4 protein-coding genes and 2 pseudogenes are annotated in these 18,599 nt (G+C 41.3%); all 6 read right to left on the minus strand.

The window, feature by feature from the left end:
* Positions 1-2: 2 nt before the first annotated feature.
* A complete protein-coding gene (locus CDG77_RS09245) occupies positions 3-9,614 on the minus strand; it encodes a non-ribosomal peptide synthetase (protein WP_143856984.1) in 9,612 nt (3,203 codons plus the stop codon).
* Between the two features lie 19 nt (positions 9,615-9,633).
* Positions 9,634-10,680 (minus strand): TauD/TfdA family dioxygenase, encoded by a 1,047-nt coding sequence (locus CDG77_RS09250; RefSeq protein ID WP_094329101.1) that lies wholly within the window; start codon positions 10,678-10,680, stop codon positions 9,634-9,636.
* A 4-nt stretch (positions 10,681-10,684) separates the two neighbouring features.
* Positions 10,685-12,250: a condensation domain-containing protein gene (locus CDG77_RS09255; RefSeq protein ID WP_190233935.1), complete on the minus strand. Its 1,566-nt coding sequence runs from the start codon at positions 12,248-12,250 to the stop codon at positions 10,685-10,687.
* 75 nt (positions 12,251-12,325) lie between these two features.
* A complete protein-coding gene (locus tag CDG77_RS37435; protein ID WP_223269755.1) occupies positions 12,326-15,307 on the minus strand; it encodes an SDR family NAD(P)-dependent oxidoreductase in 2,982 nt (993 codons plus the stop codon).
* Positions 15,308-15,468: 161 nt separating this feature from the next.
* Positions 15,469-18,127 (minus strand): annotated as a pseudogene (locus tag CDG77_RS37440) (type I polyketide synthase); the annotation flags it as partial.
* Positions 18,128-18,268: 141 nt separating this feature from the next.
* A pseudogene (locus tag CDG77_RS39075) lies at positions 18,269-18,529 on the minus strand (cupin-like domain-containing protein); the annotation flags it as partial.
* Between the last annotated feature and the right edge of the window lie 70 nt (positions 18,530-18,599).

Genomic DNA, 18,599 nt, shown 5'->3' on the forward strand with positions numbered 1-18,599 from the left:
GTTTATTTAACTTTCTTGCTAATTGTCAAAAATTGTTTGATCCGAGATTTACCATCTTTTAGCTGTTCAGTTCTAGTATCAGTTTGATTAATAGATAATGCTTTATTTGTGTTTGTTTGATTGAGGAACTCTGCCAAAGAACTGATAGTTGGATATTTAAACATTTCAAGCATTGATAAATTTGCTGGGAATATTTGACGCAACTGGTTATGAACCTGAACTATCAGCAATGAATGTCCACCAAGGTCAAAAAAGTTATCGTGAATACCTACTTTTTCTAGGTTGAGTGCCTTCTGCCAAACAGTCGCGATCGCTTTTTCTAAATCAGTTTGTGGTTTGATGTAAGTCGCTTCCAACTGTAGACGAAGATTATCCGGTGCTGGCAATGCTTGACGATCCACTTTGCCATTAGGTGTCAATGGCAGAGCCTTCATGGGCACGAAAGCAGTAGGCACCATATAATCAGGCAAATTCTCTTTTAAGAAGCTCCGTAATTCACTGAGTGTAGGAACTAACTCATGTTCGCATACTACATAAGCTACTAGCCATTTGTCTCCAGATACATCCTCCCTGACGACGACTATGGCTTCTCGAATGGTAGGATGTTGAGTTAGTCGTGCTTCAATTTCTGGGAGTTCGATGCGGAAGCCACGAATTTTAACTTGGTGGTCGATACGACCAATGTACTCTATCTCTCCATTAGGCAGATAGCGAGCTAAATCTCCTGTTTTGTAGAGGCGTGCGGTTGATTTGTCGCTAAAGGGGTTGGGGATGAATTTTTCTGCTGTCAGTTCGGGGCGGTTTAAGTAGCCACGAGCCAGTCCATCCCCACCTATATGCAGTTCTCCTGCTACACCAACAGGAACGGGTTGTAAACCTCGATCCAATAAATAAATCTGCGTGTTGTTAATAGGACGACCAATTGATGGGATATTGCTGGCACCCTTCTGTATCCAGGCAAATGTCGAATAAGTTGTATCTTCAGAAGGACCGTACAAGTTGAAAATCTGCTGTATATTCTCCCACTGATAAAGTTGCTGTACAAGTTTGTTTTGGAGTGGTTCACCAGCTATATTAATTGTCTGCACTGAACTTGGAATGCCGTCAATCCTTAATAATTCCGCAAAAACGCTGGGAACAGTGTTGATTAAAGATACACTCTTAGCTGCTGGTAAAGTTGGTAAATGTAGTATATTGTCGATCAAGATGACCTTACCTCCATAACACAGAGGAACAAATATCTCGAAGATTGAAAGGTCAAAACAAATTGACGTTGACGCCAAAACTCCTTCCCTAGCTTCAGCAGCAAAGATTTTTTTTGCCCAATCCAACATTGCAACCGTACTATGGTGTTCGATCGTTACACCCTTGGGTTGTCCAGTCGAGCCAGAGGTATAGATGACATAGGCTAGGTTGCTAGTAGTTACCTCAGTTACGGAATTTTCTTTGTTTTCTTGAGCAATAAGCAGCCAATCAGTATCTAAACAAACGACCTTGGCTTGGTGTTGGAACATGGCTTCCACTAACCGCGCTTGAGTTAGCAGCAGTGGCACTTGGGCGTCTTTTAGTATAAAGCTTAACCGCTCTTGAGGATAGTTGGGGTCTAGTGGCACATAAGCACCACCAGCTTTGAGGATGCCCAATAATCCGACGATCGTATCAAGCGATCGCTCTGTGCAAATTCCCACCAGTACCTCTGGTTTTACTCCCAGCGATCGCAGATAATGTGCAAGTTGATTAGCTCTTATATTTAGTTCCCTGTAGGTCAATTGCCGATCTTCAAAAACCACGGCAATAGCCTCAGGCGTAAGCTCTACCTGAGCCTCAAACAACTGATGGATGCATTTTTCCTGGGGATACTCAACCTCAGTATGATTCCACTCTGCCAACAGCGCCAACTCAACTTCAGTCAACAAAGGCAAATCTTTGAGATGCTGAATAGGATTGGCAACAATTGCACAGAGCAATGTTTGCAGATGCCCAGCCATCCGGCTGATAGTGCTTGACTCAAATAAATCACTATTGTACTCCAGAGTCCCAACTAATCCCTGTGCTGTTTCTGTCATATACAGAGTCAAATCAAATTTGGCAGCACGACTTTCAGTTTCTAGAAGACTTAAAGTTAAACCAGGTAACTCTAGCGCCGACATCGGTGCATTCTGGAGGACAAACATCACTTGAAACAGTGGTGTGTAGCTTAAATCTCGTTGTGGTTGCAGTTGTTCTACCAACTGCTCAAAGGGTAAATCCTGATGTGCATAAGCTCCTAAAGCAACTTCTCGCACACGAGTTAGTAGCTCGACAAAGGTGGGATTACCTGCCAAGTTAGTTCGCAGCACCAAGGTATTGACAAAAAAGCCGATTAACCCTTCTATTTCCTGCCGATTGCGGTTGGCAATCGGCGAACCAACCACAATATCTTCATTGCCCGTGTAGCGCCATAACAGAGTCTGAAAAGCTGCCAGTAGGGTCATAAATAAAGTACTTCCCTGTTGCTGGCTAAATTTATTTAAAGCTTGGGATAACTCAAGAGATAGGTTAAATGAATAACTTGCTCCTTGGAAGGTGATAACAACAGGACGCGGGTGGTCAGTGGGTAACTCTAGGATTGCTGGTGCGCCCTCTAACTGCTTCTTCCAGTAAGATATCTGGGATTGTAGTACTTCTGCTTGTAGCCATTGTCGTTGCCAAGCTGCGAAATCTACATACTGGATTGGTAGTTCAGCTAACGTTGAGGGTTGTTGATTACAGCAGGTTTGATAAAGTGTTGCCACCTCACGCACCAGCACGCCTGTTGACCAACCATCAGAGGCAATGTGGTGCATGGTTAGTAGTAATATGTGCTCAAATTCATTAAGACGCAGTAGTTTTACACGCAGCAGCAGGTCACTGTTCAGGTCAAAGGGTTGTTGCGCTTCCAAGTCTACCTGTTGTCTGATTACGTTGTCTTGTTGATTTGAAGCTAATTCACTGATATCTAATACTGGTAACAGTAGTGATGTCACTGATGAGATTACTGCTACAGCTTGCCCTTCTATTGTCTGGAAATTAGTTCGCAATGCTTCGTGACGGCGGAGAATTTCGTTGAAACTTTGTTGTAGTCCTTCTAAGTTCAATTCCCCTTGTAAGCGAACAGCAGCAGGGATGTTGTAGAAGGGGCTGTTTGGCTCTAACTGGGCAAGGAACCATAACCGTTGCTGGGCAAATGATAAGGGTAAATTTTGCGAGCGGGAAATTCGCTCAATGGTTGCTGTTTCTAGTCCTAAGCCTGCTTTAGTAGCTTGTTCAATGTCTTTTGCTAGCCCAGCTATTGTTGGTTGTTCAAATAAGCGGCGTAAAGAAACTTCTTGCTGAAAAACTTTTCGGACTTGGGAAATCACTTGAGTTGCTAGCAGCGAGTGTCCCCCTAATTCAAAGAAATTATTGTAAATCCCTATTTTTTCAATACCAAGCACCTCTGCCCAAATTCCTGCTAGTATCTCCTCAATTGCTGTGCTAGGAGGGATAAAATCTGATTCGGAGAATAGCTGTGTGAGTTCGGGTGCAGGCAGCGCTTTTCGGTCTACTTTACCATTTGGTGTAAGCGGTAGTGCCTCTAGCATCACAAAAGCTGCTGGCATCATGTAGTATGGCAGCTTTAACTCCAGGAAGCGGCGCAGTTCAGTAATTGTCAGCTTTTCTTTTGAGTGAGGGACGACATAGGCGACTATTCGTTGCGAATCTGCTGAATCTAATCGAACTACAACGACCGTTTCTCGCACTGCTGAGTGTTTTCTGATGACTGTTTCAATTTCTGTGAGTTCAATGCGGAAGCCACGAATTTTAACTTGGTGGTCGATACGACCAATATACTCTATCTCTCCATTGGGCAGATAGCAGGCTAAATCTCCTGTTTTGTATAGGCGTGCGGCTGATTTGTCGCTAAAGGGATTGGGGATGAATTTTTCAGCAGTGAGTTCGGGCTGGTTTAAATAACCTTGTGCTAATCCATCTCCACCGATGTACAGTTCCCCTGGTACACCAATGGGAACTGATTGTATACTTGCATCTAGTACATATATCTGCGTATTAGCGATCGCCCGACCAATCAAAACGCACTTTGGCAAAGGTGCTTGCGGACTGAGGCTGTAGCAACTCACATCCCCAGAAACCTCCGACGAACCGTAAAGGTTTAACAAAGTGCTATCCGGTAAACTCTGCCGAAATTGCCCAAGCAAGTCAATTGAGAGTGCTTCGCCACTGCTAATCCACAACTTCAGTTGGGGTAGCTGCAACTGTAAAACACTAAATGTGTTCAACAGCATACGCAATAAGGAGGGAACAAGTACTAATCGTGTGACATTGTTGTCAGCTAGAGTAGCTACAAATTGCTGTGGGTCTTTGACAACTTCATCGGGCACAATGACTGTGGTGACTCCTTGAAGTAAGGGTCCAAAAATTTCCCAGACTGAATCGACAAAGTTTAACGATGTTTTCTGGCAACAAACTTCTCCTTTTACAAAAGGATAATTCTGCCACATCCAGTGAAAGCGATTGACGGCACCGAGATGTAGTCCAAAAACTCCCTTAGGTTGACCAGTGGAACCAGAGGTGTAGATGACATAAGCCTGGGTATCAGCTTTTGAAATACTGACGGGGTTATATTCGCTTTGTTGGGTAATGACATTTGAGTTAGTATCCAAGTAAACTACCTGTGCCTCATGTTCAGGAAGTTTCTCCACTAACCGCGCTTGAGTTAGCAGCAGTGGCACTTGGGCGTCTTTTAGTATAAAGCTTAACCGCTCTTGAGGATAGTTGGGGTCTAGTGGCACATAAGCACCACCAGCTTTGAGGATGCCCAATAATCCGACGATCGTATCAAGCGATCGCTCTGTGCAAATTCCCACTAATACTTCTGGTTTTACTGCCAGCGATCGCAGATAATGTGCAAGTTGATTAGCTCTTATATTTAGTTCCCTGTAGGTCAATTGCCGATCTTCAAAAACCACGGCAATAGCCTCAGGCGTAAGCTCTACCTGAGCCTCAAACAACTGATGGATGCATTTTTCCTGGGGATACTCAACCTCAGTATGATTCCACTCTGCCAACAGCGCCAACTCAACTTCAGTCAACAAAGGCAAATCTTTGAGATGCTGAATAGGATTGGCAACAATTGCACAGAGCAATGTTTGCAGATGCCCAGCCATCCGGCTGATAGTGCTTGACTCAAATAAATCACTATTGTACTCCAGAGTCCCAACTAATCCCTGTGCTGTTTCTGTCATATACAGAGTCAAATCAAATTTGGCAGCACGACTTTCAGTTTCTAGAAGACTTAAAGTTAAACCAGGTAACTCTAGCGCCGACATCGGTGCATTCTGGAGGACAAACATCACTTGAAACAGTGGTGTGTAGCTTAAATCTCGTTGTGGTTGCAGTTGTTCTACCAACTGCTCAAAGGGTAAATCCTGATGTGCATAAGCTCCTAAAGCAACTTCTCGCACACGAGTTAGTAGCTCGACAAAGGTGGGATTACCTGCCAAGTTAGTTCGCAGCACCAAGGTATTGACAAAAAAGCCGATTAACCCTTCTATTTCCTGCCGATTGCGGTTGGCAATCGGCGAACCAACCACAATATCTTCATTGCCCGTGTAGCGCCATAACAGAGTCTGAAAAGCTGCCAGTAGGGTCATAAATAAAGTACTTCCCTGTTGCTGGCTAAATTTATTTAAAGCTTGGGATAACTCAAGAGATAGGTTAAATGAATAACTTGCTCCTTGGAAGGTGATAACAACAGGACGCGGGTGGTCAGTGGGTAACTCTAGGATTGCTGGTGCGCCCTCTAACTGCTTCTTCCAGTAAGATATCTGGGATTGTAGTACTTCTGCTTGTAGCCATTGTCGTTGCCAAGCTGCGAAATCTACATACTGGATTGGTAGTTCAGCTAACGTTGAGGGTTGTTGATTACAGCAGGTTTGATAAAGTGTTGCCACCTCACGCACCAGCACGCCTGTTGACCAACCATCAGAGGCAATGTGGTGCATGGTTAGTAGTAATATGTGCTCAAATTCATTAAGACGCAGTAGTTTTACACGCAGCAGCAGGTCACTGTTCAGGTCAAAGGGTTGTTGCGCTTCCAAGTCTACCTGTTGTCTGATTACGTTGTCTTGTTGATTTGAAGCTAATTCACTGATATCTAATACTGGTAACAGTAGTGATGTCACTGATGAGATTACTGCTACAGCTTGCCCTTCTATTGTCTGGAAATTAGTTCGCAATGCTTCGTGACGGCGGAGAATTTCGTTGAAACTTTGTTGTAGTCCTTCTAAGTTCAATTCCCCTTGTAAGCGAACAGCAGCAGGGATGTTGTAGAAGGGGCTGTTTGGCTCTAACTGGGCAAGGAACCATAACCGTTGCTGGGCAAATGATAAGGGTAAATTTTGCGAGCGGGAAATTCGCTCAATGGTTGCTGTTTCTAGTCCTAAGCCTGCTTTAGTAGCTTGTTCAATGTCTTTGGCTAGCCCAGCTATTGTTGGTTGTTCAAATAAGCGACGTAAAGAAAGCTCTTGCTGAAAAACTTTTCGCACCTGGGAAATCACTTGAGTCGCTAGCAACGAATGCCCGCCTAATTCAAAGAAATTATTGTGGATACCGACTTTCTCTAAACCGAGGATTTGCGCCCAAATTCCAGCGAGTATTTCCTCAATTGCTGTGCAAGGAGCTATAAAAGTTTCTTGGAGTTCGGGGCGTGTTTGATCTGGAGCAGCTAATGCCCGACGATCTACTTTGCCATTGGTTGTTAATGGCAGGGCATCCATTAGTACAAACGCTGATGGCAGCATATATTCTGGCAAATGCTGTTTGAGATAGCTCCGCAGTTCACTAGAAATAGGAGTTACATCGGATTTGGAAACCACATAAGCCACCAAACGCTGATCGCCAGCCACATCCTCCCGCGCGATGACTATTGTCTCTTGCACACTTGGGTGTTGTTTTAATAATCCCTCAATTTCTCCTAACTCAATACGGAAACCTCTGACTTTCACCTGGTTATCTATTCGCCCCAGAAACTCCAGATTTCCGTCTAACCGATAGCAAACTAAGTCCCCCGTTTTGTACAAACGTGCCCCTGGTTGATCACTAAAGGGGTTAGGGATAAACTTTTCTGCTGTTAGTTCCGAGCGATTGAAATAACCTCTGGCTAAACCTAAACCACCGATATATAGTTCACCTGGAACTCCAATTGGTACAGGCTTATGGTATTGGTTGAGTACATAAAGTTCAGTGTTCGCGATCGCACGACCAATCGGAACAGAACCTGAGAGGATCTCACCTTTCGGTACTTGGTAAATGCAACAACCCACGACTGTCTCTGTCGGCCCATATTCATTCACTAGGATTGTGTTGGGTGCAAACTTTTGCCAGAAAGTGATACTTTCGGCCAGCAGATTTTCTCCTCCAATAATTAAGGCTCTAGTTCTACCAGCAGCTTCTGATGAAGATAAATGCTTTTCGAGTAGCTGTAGTTGCGCTGGTGTAATTTTGACTAAGCTGTAGTTTGAGCCGTTACGTAAGGCATTACCTAAAGACTCCATACTTTGGTCTTCTGGAATAAGTTCTACCCGTCGGCCTACTACCAAAGGGGAAAACAGTCCAGTAATAGTGAGGTCGAAAGCAAGCGAAGAGTGAACGGTAGCCCCCTCTCCCAGATCAACTGCATAAGCTTGCGTACACCATGTTAAATAATTAACTAAACCTTGATGGGGAATTAATGTTCCTTTGGGCTTACCAGTAGAACCAGAAGTATAAATAACGTAGGCTAGGTTGTCAGAAATTGTCTTGCTGATAGGGTTTTGTGTACTTTCTAGGGCAATCTTCTCCCAGTCATAATCCAGGCAACATAACTCAGCACTACATTCGGGAAGGATGGATAACAACTTTTGTTGGGTCAACAGTACAGGTGTACAGGTTTCTTCTAAAATGAAGGCTAACCTTTCTTTGGGATATATAGGATCTAATGGCAAATAAGCTCCACCTGCTTTGAGAATACCCAACACTCCCACAACCATATCCAGCGATCGCTCTGTGCAAATCCCGACTATAATTTCTGAACCAACGCCCATTTTTTGTAAGTAATGAGCCAGTTGATTTGCCCGTGCATTTAACTCTGAGTAGGTTAGTTGCTGGTTTTCACAAACTATAGCAATGTTGTCAGGGGTGCGATCGCACTGTGATTCAAACCAGTGGTGTATGCATTGGTGTTGTAGGGTAGTAGTTTTTGTGTTGTTGTCAACTAAAAGTTGCTCTCGCTCAAGAGGGCTGAGGATGTCGAAAGAAGCGATCGCTCCTTCAATATTCTTTACAACGCTGGCTAACAATGTCTCAAATTGACTTGCCAGCCGTTGAATATCTTCAACAACGTAGACATTGGCATCATAGTGAAATTCAGCAGCTATGCGATCGTCATCCCGACGAATACAGGATAGTTTGATCTGGAATTTATCTACACAGGCGTACTGTTTATAAGTTGAAAAACAAATACTGTCTGCGTAATACCTGGCAGACAAAGACGTAAACTCAAAACAGAATGGGAAGAACGATTGCTCTTGACTATTCCCATTCAACGTACTAACACTGTTTTCCCAAGAAAAGCTTTCCTGGCATTCAAATATCTCCTCCGTAGCTTCCGCAACTATATTCAACAGGTCACTAAATTTGTAGTTATTCTGAAGATTACATTGAAAGGGTAAATATTTGACCAACAGACCTAGAGCTTCTTGCAATTGTTCATAGTTACGACCATTACTAGCTATACCAACGATCGTGTCTGATTTGCCAGTGAGTTGGCACAGCAATATCTGCCAGCAAGTAAGAAAAAAGACATAACTTGTAATATTTGTGTGCTGTGCTAGTATCACATCTATTTTAGTTACTAAATCTGGCGGAATATCTAAACTAAACGATTGGGGCTTAAATTCTGAGTTGTTAATTAGCTGATTTGAGTAAGGAAGCTTCAATTCTCCAATATTGAAGACATCGAACTTTCTCCAGTAATTTGATTCAGCTTTTAGTTCCTCTGTCTGCAATAATTCATTTTGCCATTCAGAGATATCTGCATATTGCAGAGGTTGTTCAGATAGTTTCTCTTGCTGTAAACAAGCAGCATAGCATTTGCTGAGTTCACAAACTAAATTATTTAGAGTTGGCGCATCTGCACATAAAGCAGGCAAACTGACGATTAATAAGTGCTTTTGTGGTGTCAGAGTTACTAAAGTAGTCAACAACAGCGATCCTTGAGCAAAATCAAGACTCTGCTGACTTGCTGATTTAAATAGTTTCTCTATTTCAAATTCTATAGCTTCTTTATCTTCCAAATATAGTTCATTTAATGATATAAAAGTATATTCATTAATTACCTGAATAGGAGTCTTTAACCCATTAATACAATGAAAATTAGTTCGGAAAATTTCATGGCGATTGACTATTTGATTTAACGCTTCTTTCAAAACCTCTTTTTTCAGATTTCCTTCCAAAAGAATCGCACAATGAGCCTGATATGCTTGACTATCTTTTTGTAACAACCATAGACGCTTTTGTTGCGGAGATAGTGAAAAACCCTGAATTTGTTCTTGCATTTTTTGACCACCCTCAGTTTTAAATTTCGTCAAAACTTGTCATTTCACCCATCGCAACAAAAAGCTTTCTTTCTCCCGAAAATGGATTACGCCCATGAGCAGTTAACAGGTTATCTAGTATTAATAAATCTCCAGTTTGCCAAGGAAAGCTGATTTCTAACTTTTGATATACTCCACAAATTTCTTCCATTACAGAGTCTTCAATACGAGAACCATCACCGTAGTAGCAATTTCGGGGTAAATCTTCTTCTTGGAAAGATGATAACAAAGTCTCACGCGTTTCCATATCTAAGCATGAAGTATGCCAATGTTGAGCTTGGGTAAACCAAGTCCGTTCACCAGTTTGAGGATGCTTGACCACAGCAGGTCGCACAGCACGGGTTCTCAATCTATCATTATCTTTCCATTCAAAATCGATACCAGCTTCTCTACAATTAGCTTCTACTTTTGCTTTATTTTGAGTTTGAAAAACAGTTGACCAGTCTAATCCAAGTTTATAGTCGTAGTTACGAAGATACATGACCTTCTTTTCAATAAATCTTTCCCGAATCTTGCGATCGATTAGTTCAAAAACTTTACGGCTATCAACAATAGGAGTTTCTCCTCCTTGTTCTGCTGGTTGACCACAGCCAAAAAATATTTTTTTAGGCCAACGATAGTTGAAAGAATTTTCATTATGCCACAACAGTTTTTTATCTGCTGGGTAAAAAACTGGAGTATAAACATTAGCACTGACAGCTTCACGAATATGTTCGCCATTTTCATTAAACAAGTTTGGGCATAGCGTCAGGCAAACTTGTTCAAAAATTCCTGCTCTGTCTAAATTGAAGCCCCGCAATAATATAGCACCCTGTTTTAGTAACTTTGTTTGGATAAATTCTTGGTTATCCTCGATCCAATTTACTAAATCGAGATTTTCTACCGCAGGCTTGAATACTACAGGAAGTGTTTCACCATGTTTTAGATAATCTATTTTTACTAGTTCTCCCTGTGTCAATTTTACTGCTTTTCTGGCAATATTTCCTAAACCTTGAAGTTTAAATTGCTTATTTTCTATATTTTTCATATTTTTAATTGATGGTCATAATGGCTTTACGTTGAACATCTTTCAACAAGTTAGAATACTCTTTTTTTCGCCTGATTTTTATGTCAGTCAGTTGTTTTTTTTCCACTTTTGCTAAATTTTCAACCAGTTCATTTAATCGAATCTCTGGTTGTTTGATAACAGTATTTAAAAGTATTTCAAAATTTTTCAACATCTTTATAATACTACTAGCGTCAAACAGAGCTATGTCGTACTCTAAATCAGCCTTTATCCCTTGTTCCGTATCTACCATTCTTAGGAATAAATCAAGTGTTGTCTCCTCTGTATCCAGATGATTTAAAGTACTAGCTGTTAAATTTGTAAGCTCCAGAAGTGGCAAAGCAATATTATCAAAAACAAACTTAACCTGGAATAGTGGCATCCGATTTAGATTTCGTTCTACTTTCAGAGCATCTACAACTTTGTCAAACGGCAGTTCTTGATGTGTGTAGGCTCCTAAAGTTACTTCACGTACTCGTTCAAGTAACTCTCGAAAGGAAGGATTCTCAGACAAATTAGTACGCAACACCAACTGGTTGACGAAGAATCCAATTAATCCCTCTATTTCAGCTTGGTTGCGGTTGGCAATATCAGTACCTACGACAATATCATCCTGACTAGTGTACCAGTGTAATAGAGTTTGAAACGTAGCTAGTAATGTCATAAAAAGTGTAACACCTTCTTGTTGACTCAAGGCTTTAATATCTTCTGATAAAGCTTTTGGTAACATCAGGTATTGTTTTGCAGCCCGAAAAGTTTGAATTGCTTGTCGGGGGCGATCGGTAGGCAATTGTAAACAAGGAAGGCTGTCAAGACGTTTCTTCCAATAAGTAATTTGAGATTCTAGTTTCTCTCCCTGTAGCGATTGCCGTTGCCAGAGAGCAAAGTCTGCATACTGGATAGGGAGTTCAGGTAGTGGTGAAGGTAATCCAGCACAAAAGGCTTTGTACAGCGCTGTCAATTCGCGAACAAACACACCAATTGACCAACCATCTATGGCAATGTGATGTATTGTTAATTGCATTAAATATTCTGTTTTGCTCAGATGCAACAGGATAGGTCGCAACAAAGGTTCTTGTGCCAAATTAAAAACTACTTGAGCTTCCTTAGTGGTTAATCGTTGGATTTCTTGCTCAAGCTGATTCTTTGGTAGTTTCTGGAGGTCTACTATCGGCAGAACAATACTCAAAAATGGAGCAATGATTTGAACTGGTTGTCCCTCTATCATTTTGAAGGTAGTACGTAGAGATTCATGACGTTGCACAATCTCATTTAGGCTGTGCTCCAATGCTGTTACATTGAGTGAACCTGTAAAGCGTAGAAATCCAGACACATTGTAAGCAGTACTAGTGGGATCTAATTGATGGAGAAACCACAGGCGTTGTTGGGCAAACGATAAGGGAGTAGGACTTATTTGAGAACGTCTGGGAATAACTTCTAATTGAGAGCCAGAGTTAATTTCACCCCGCAGCCGCTTTTCAAGAATTTCTCGCTGTATGGGTGAAAGTTTTGACCGTCTTTTCAAAATTTCATCTTTTGAAATTTTCATCATCAATATCTTGAACTCAAAGACTTTTGCTATCTAGTTTGATAATTACACACCAAAGTTTAAATGCATTTATCAAATCTAACTAATTTTAACCTCAGAGAATGTTTCTAACTCTTCTAGAATCATTTCTTCAATAACCAAAGCCAACTCAGCTATATTTGGTTCATCAAAGAAGCGTTTATGAGACAGTTCTATATTGAAGGTTTTACGTATTCGAGAAATAACAATAGTAGCAAGTAAAGAGTCTCCCCTCAAATCAAAAAAGTTATCGTGAATTCCTACCTGTTCAATACTAAAGATTTCTTGCCATATATCAGTTAGAATGCGCTCAATCTCGGTACGTGGAGCAACATAAGCATTTATTAGGTTAGGGCGAGGGTGAGTTGGTTTATCTCGCCTAATCTTAGTAAATTTTTCTTCTAAAGCATTGAGAGTATCTTTTAGGTTAATCAAATTCCGATTAATCAGGTTATTAAAATCGCTTCTCGATACAATTACCTGAGGTATTGTGCTACAAAACAGAATACGTCTAAAAGCCTCCATGCCTTCTTCTAGGCTTAATCCTGCTTCTTCAAGTGTTAATTCTGACACCCTATCTAAGTTTGTTTGAGTCATCCATTCTGGAGTGTTCCATCTATTCCAATTTATGGATCTCATAAACCTACCATTTTTAGAGGCACTGTAGTAGGCAAACGCATCAATAAAAGCACATTCAGCAGTATATTCTACTAGCCCAATTCCACCTACAACTGAAGCTTGTGATGAAGTCAGTACAAAGAAATCTAACTTGGTATCTTTGAAAAGATGATCGAGTATTATTGTTCCTATTACTTTCGGCGCAAGAAAAATTCTTCCTGTTTCTAGCGTTTTTTGTGCAAAGAATTCTTGTTGGCTTTCTACAGCATTATGAATTACCCCATTAATTTGACCAAATCGATTGTTCGCTTGAGTTATTGCTGCTTCCATTTGTTCTTGATTGGTAACATCAGCTTTAACTACTAGAACTTCCCCACCCAAAGCCTCAAGTTCTTGCAATTTAAGGATCTTGCGGCTTACGCTATCTTGCTCACCATAATCTGATAGCCATTGTGACCACTCATCTGGCTCAGGAAAAGCTGAACGTCCTATCAGTATGAGTTTTGCTTGTACAGTCTTCGCTAGATATTCTGCATTAAAGAGACCAACTCCTCCTAATCCACCAGTTATCAAATAAACTCCCCTTTCTCTGAACTGAGGTTTTGCTTCGATTGTTCCATCCAAGCTGACAGGTTCAAAGGTCTGCACCCAGCGATAATTTCCACGGTACGCCACAACACGGTCAGACGATTGAACCATGAATTCCGCCAGTAACTGATCTATAAGTTTTTCTTGTTGCCAATTTTCTGTTTCAGGAATAACGATATCAATGCTACGACAGACGATATTCGGGTACTCTTGCTGAATGACCTTACATGGCCCTAATAGGAAAGCCTTAGCTGGGTCTAGAACCTCTGAGCCTGTCACTTCCTGCAAATTGTTTGACACTATTTCAATTTCCACGGGACTTGTGATATTTTGCTGCTCTGCAAGTGCTTGTGCTAGAAATAGCAGACTGTAAAAACTCTGAGTTTCACACCTTTCAAGGAACTCAATTGTTAATTCTGTGCCACTGTTCAATGTAAGACTCCACAAATGTAAAATCCTGTTTGGAGTCAACTTTAATGCACCAAGTTCTTTGATCAAGGCGTAATAATCATCTCGTCGTCGAGGGTTAATGGTATATACGCGTTGAGAAGATGCTATTTCGCTACCAAATTGCTCTCCTATTCTGACGATAATTGCATTCTGACCCTCAAGGGTAAGTCGTTGCACGATATTATCACCCAAACCGCACTCATCGATAAATACTAACCAACACTCTGGCTGAGTTACTTGAAGGTTTGAGCTAAACGGCTGAGGCGGCATTAAACGTTTCCAAGAGGGAATGTAAAACCAGTCGGAAATGTCCAGCTTTTCCTGTAATGAAACTTGAGGTTTGTTTTCAGTATCTATTTGCTCAAAGGTTACAGTAAATGCTGAAGCTACGGGTAATGCTGTTGACGTAGAAGCTTGAGCTACGAAAACATATTGTTCAAAAGCATCAATTTCAGAAAAAGCCGCCACCTCAACAAACCCATGATTACGTAAAGCTTCCTGCCACTGTTCTTTTGATAAAAAGGGATTACCTGAACTTCGTTGTTCATCCTCTAACGGATTCATCAACAGACCATCAATCATGTCGAAGTCTAATTGAGGTTGCGTTATCTCCTGGATTAATAACAGACCTTCAGGAGCCAATAAAGAGCGTACATACTCAAGAGTTTTTCCTATATTTTGAGTCACATGCAGCACATTTACGGCTACTACTACATCAAAGCTGTGGCTCTCGTACCCTTGCTCAGATGGAGGCTGCTCAATGTTTAGTAAACGATATTCAACAAATGGATAGGCGCTAAATTCTTTTTCAGCTTCTGTTAGAAAAAAACTGCCTACATCAGTAAAGGTGTAATTGGTTTGCTTGGATGGCAATACAGGTAGTAATTCTGCCGTTACAATACCAGTTCCACCCCCGATTTCTAGGATTCTTAGATTCACCTCGGATGGCAATGACTTTATTACCACCTCCAGGATCGCTTGGATAATCGCATTATAGTAGACATCAGTGGGCAAGTTTTGCCGAGAAATTTCTCCTTCCTTGGCTAAGGTAGCAGCATACAACTTTAATGGTTCTTTTTTACCAATAAGTATGTCTGCTAGATTTTCACCAAAGTTCTGGACGAGTTCTATCTGTTGAGGTATATCAGCCCATCTAACTCTGAATTCTTTTACTAAACTATTAATCGAGTCTGCTGGCAATGGTAGAAGGTTTGTAAAGAGTTTTCCATCTTGCTTTAGGTGGCCTCGCTCTACAAGGACATCCAGCCAGCGACACAATAATTGTCGGTAGTGAGGAATAACTTGACATTGCTCAAACAACTCCTCAAGAGAATAGTTCTGTGATGGATTTTTGAATGCACCTAAACCCCTTAAAGCAAGATTCATGTAGACGGTACATAAATTTTCTAAGCACTGTTTGTTCGCTAGATAAATGTGATTATCAAATTCAGAGATTCCCTCACTCGCTTGGAACTGGCCAACTTCTACCAGAGATTTCCAAATTTCTAGTGCCGTTGGTTTTCGTTGGAGGTGTCTTTTTGTTAAAGGTGAAAGTTTTTCAGGTTCAATCCAGTAACGCTGCCGCTCAAAGGGATATGTTGGCAAAGGAAGGCGATGACGGTGTTCATGGGTGTAAAATCTTGACCAATCTACCTGTACTCCATACAACCAGAGTTTACCTAATGTGTTCAGTAAGAATGTTACGTCAGACTGTTTTTCGTGAGGATGTCGTAATGAAGATAGTCCTGGAGAATCTAAATGCTTTTTAGTAAAGCTACACAAAGTGTGCCCTGGTCCCACCTCTAGCAGAATGTAATTTGGCTCTTGCGACAATGTAGAAATGCCTGCCGCAAACTGCACTGTTTGCCGTAAATGTTTTGCCCAGTAATTTGGATCTGTGGCTTGTTCTGCTGTAATCCGGTTTCCTGTGACATTAGAAACAAAGGTAATTTTTGGAGGATGTAATTTGACTTTGCTTACTTCCTTTTGGAATGCCTCTAATATAGGTTCCATCATTGGGGAATGAAAAGCATGGGAAGTATGGAGACGGCGGCAGTCTATACCTTTATCTTGGAGCTTGTTTTGAAATGCGTCTATGGCATCATGAGTTCCCGAAACCACACATAGAGATGGTGCATTATTGGCAGCAAGGGATAATTTTTCATCAAGTAAAGCTTTAACTTCTTCCTCTGGCAGTGGTACAGAGAGCATAGTACCAGATGGTAGTTGTTGCATCAGCCGTCCACGCGCCGCCACTAGCGCCAAAGCATCTTCAAGTGAGATGACACCAGCAAGGCAAGCTGCTACATATTCCCCGATGCTATGACCAATCATTGCACCTGGAGTAATTCCCCATGACATCCACAACTGAGCCAGAGCATACTCTATCACAAACAATGCAGGTTGAGTGATATCAGTTTGTTGCAGTTTTTGTGCTGCGGCAACTGAGCCAGACTCGCTTGGATAAATGAGCGATCGCAGATCCAATCCTATATGAGATTGGAGCAATTTACAGCACAAATCCACTTGTTCCCGAAAAATTGGCTCAGTCTGGTAAAGTTCTTTACCCATGTCCACATACTGAGCGCCCTGTCCTGGAAACATGAATACGATGGGGCGATTCTCTACTTCGACTAAGTTAGTGAAAACTCTTTGAGGATCTCGTATCTGCAAGGCGCTGGTTGCATCTTCGATATCTTGACACACTAATACGCGACGATAATTGAATTCCCTGCGTCCGACTTGCAACGTATGCGCCACATCTGCCAGAGTAATATCGCTGTGTTGCTTGAGGTATTGAACCAGATTTTCTGTTGCAGTATCCAAAGCGGAGTCTGTTTTGGCAGAAAGTACCAATAATTGCCAAGGGCGAGAGGGACTAGAAGCTTCTAAGGCTGGCGCTTCTTCCAGAATTACATGAGCATTAGTCCCACCAATACCTAAGGAACTGACTCCAGCCCGACGAGGAGTAAGTCCGGCTTTCCATTCTGTAAGCGTTGTATTAACGTAAAAAGGGCTATTGGCGAAATCTATTTGAGGATTGGGTTGCTCAAAATTCAAGCTGGGTGGTATTTGCTTGTGTTTAAGGGCTAAAACCGTTTTAATCAGTCCTGCAATCCCAGCTGCTGCATCTAGATGGCCAATGTTTGTTTTAACTGAACCGATTGCACAGAAGCCTTTTTTATGGGTACTTTCACGAAACACGTTTGTTAAAGCAGAAATTTCAATCGGATCGCCTAAGACAGTTCCTGTACCGTGAGCTTCCACATAGCTAATTGTTTCAGGTTCCACCCCAGCCAAAGCAAGTGCTTCTGCGATGACATCTGCTTGTCCGTTAACACTGGGTGCTGTGTAACCAACTTTACCAGAACCATCGTTATTGATCGCACTACTTTTAATCACAGCATAGATCCGATCGCCATCAGCGATCGCCTCAGATAACCGCTTCAAAACTACAATCCCCAGTCCATTACCAATAATTGTTCCCTTGGCTTTGGCATCAAAGGCACGACAGTGGCCATCAGGTGATAGAATACCCCCTTCTTCATACAAATACCCTGTTTTTTGGGGAATGTGAATAGATACTCCACCCGCTAAAGCCATATCGCATTGGTAATTTAATAGACTTTGACAAGCTAAAGAAATAGCTACTAAGGAAGTAGAACAAGCCGTTTGTACCGTTAGACTTGGGCCTGTAAGATTTAATTTATAGGAAACGCGAGTCGCCAGGAAATCTTTATCGTTGCCAATTCCCTTTTGGATAATGTTACCCAATCCAACTCGATCGCTATTTAAATCCAATGATAAATAATTATTTGAACTAGAACCAGCATAAACTCCAATCCTACTTTCACAACGTTGGGAGTCATAGCCAGCATTTTCTAATGCTTCCCATGCATATTCTAAAAATAAACGATGCTGCGGATCTGTAATTTCTGCTTCTTTAGGATTAATGCTAAAGAATGAAGCATCAAATAAATCTATATTTTCTAGTACCGCTCCAGATTTTACATATTTTGGATCGTTGATTACTGTCGCTTTTATACCTTCCAATAGTAATTCTTCATCTGAAAAAACAGCAATAGACTCTACAGCATCTCGAATATTTTGCCAAAATATATCGATACTTTTAGCCCCAGGAAAACTCCCTGCTATGCCGATAATAGCTATTCCTTCTATAGAATTTTGCGTTTCTGAAATACTCATATTTTTGTCCTTAATACCGATTTATTTTGTCTGCTTGCTGATAGCCAACTTTTGCTATTGATATTGTGACTAACTTCTCTGAACAATAATTTCGTGAAATAAACCAATATCTTTGTCGAGATAATTTTATTCTCTGTGTGCTCAGATTAATTTCATAGCAAGTACAATCCGACTTACAAGTGGAAATTTTAACATAAATGTAAAAATATAACCTGGTATTGGACTTTCGTTGATAATAGACTGGAAAACTAATTCTGAGTTCCATTCATCTATAGCGTTGTGACTAACAGAAATGCTGTTTTCTAAGTTCTCTAACTGATGCCACCAACCTGGCGGAAAGTAGATGATTTCTCCTGTTTTGAGTATAATTTCTATTGGCTTTGCCTTGGCATACAGTGGATATTTGTCTAAATCAGCGCAGTTACGCGTTTACCTTAAAGATCAGTAAAGAATGACCGCCTAGATTGAAAAA

The organism is Nostoc sp. 'Peltigera membranacea cyanobiont' 213, from assembly GCF_002245975.1.
GTDB lineage: Bacteria > Cyanobacteriota > Cyanobacteriia > Cyanobacteriales > Nostocaceae > Nostoc.

What these genes read in the sequence shown, in the direction of transcription:
- CDG77_RS37435 (WP_223269755.1), bottom strand. Translation starts at nt 15,307, where the DNA reads ATGAATCTTGCTTTAAGGGGTTTAGGTGCATTCAAAAATCCATCACAG.
- CDG77_RS09255 (WP_190233935.1), bottom strand. Translation starts at nt 12,250, where the DNA reads ATGATGAAAATTTCAAAAGATGAAATTTTGAAAAGACGGTCAAAACTT.
- CDG77_RS09250 (WP_094329101.1), bottom strand. Translation starts at nt 10,680, where the DNA reads ATGAAAAATATAGAAAATAAGCAATTTAAACTTCAAGGTTTAGGAAAT.
- CDG77_RS09245 (WP_143856984.1), bottom strand. Translation starts at nt 9,614, where the DNA reads ATGCAAGAACAAATTCAGGGTTTTTCACTATCTCCGCAACAAAAGCGT.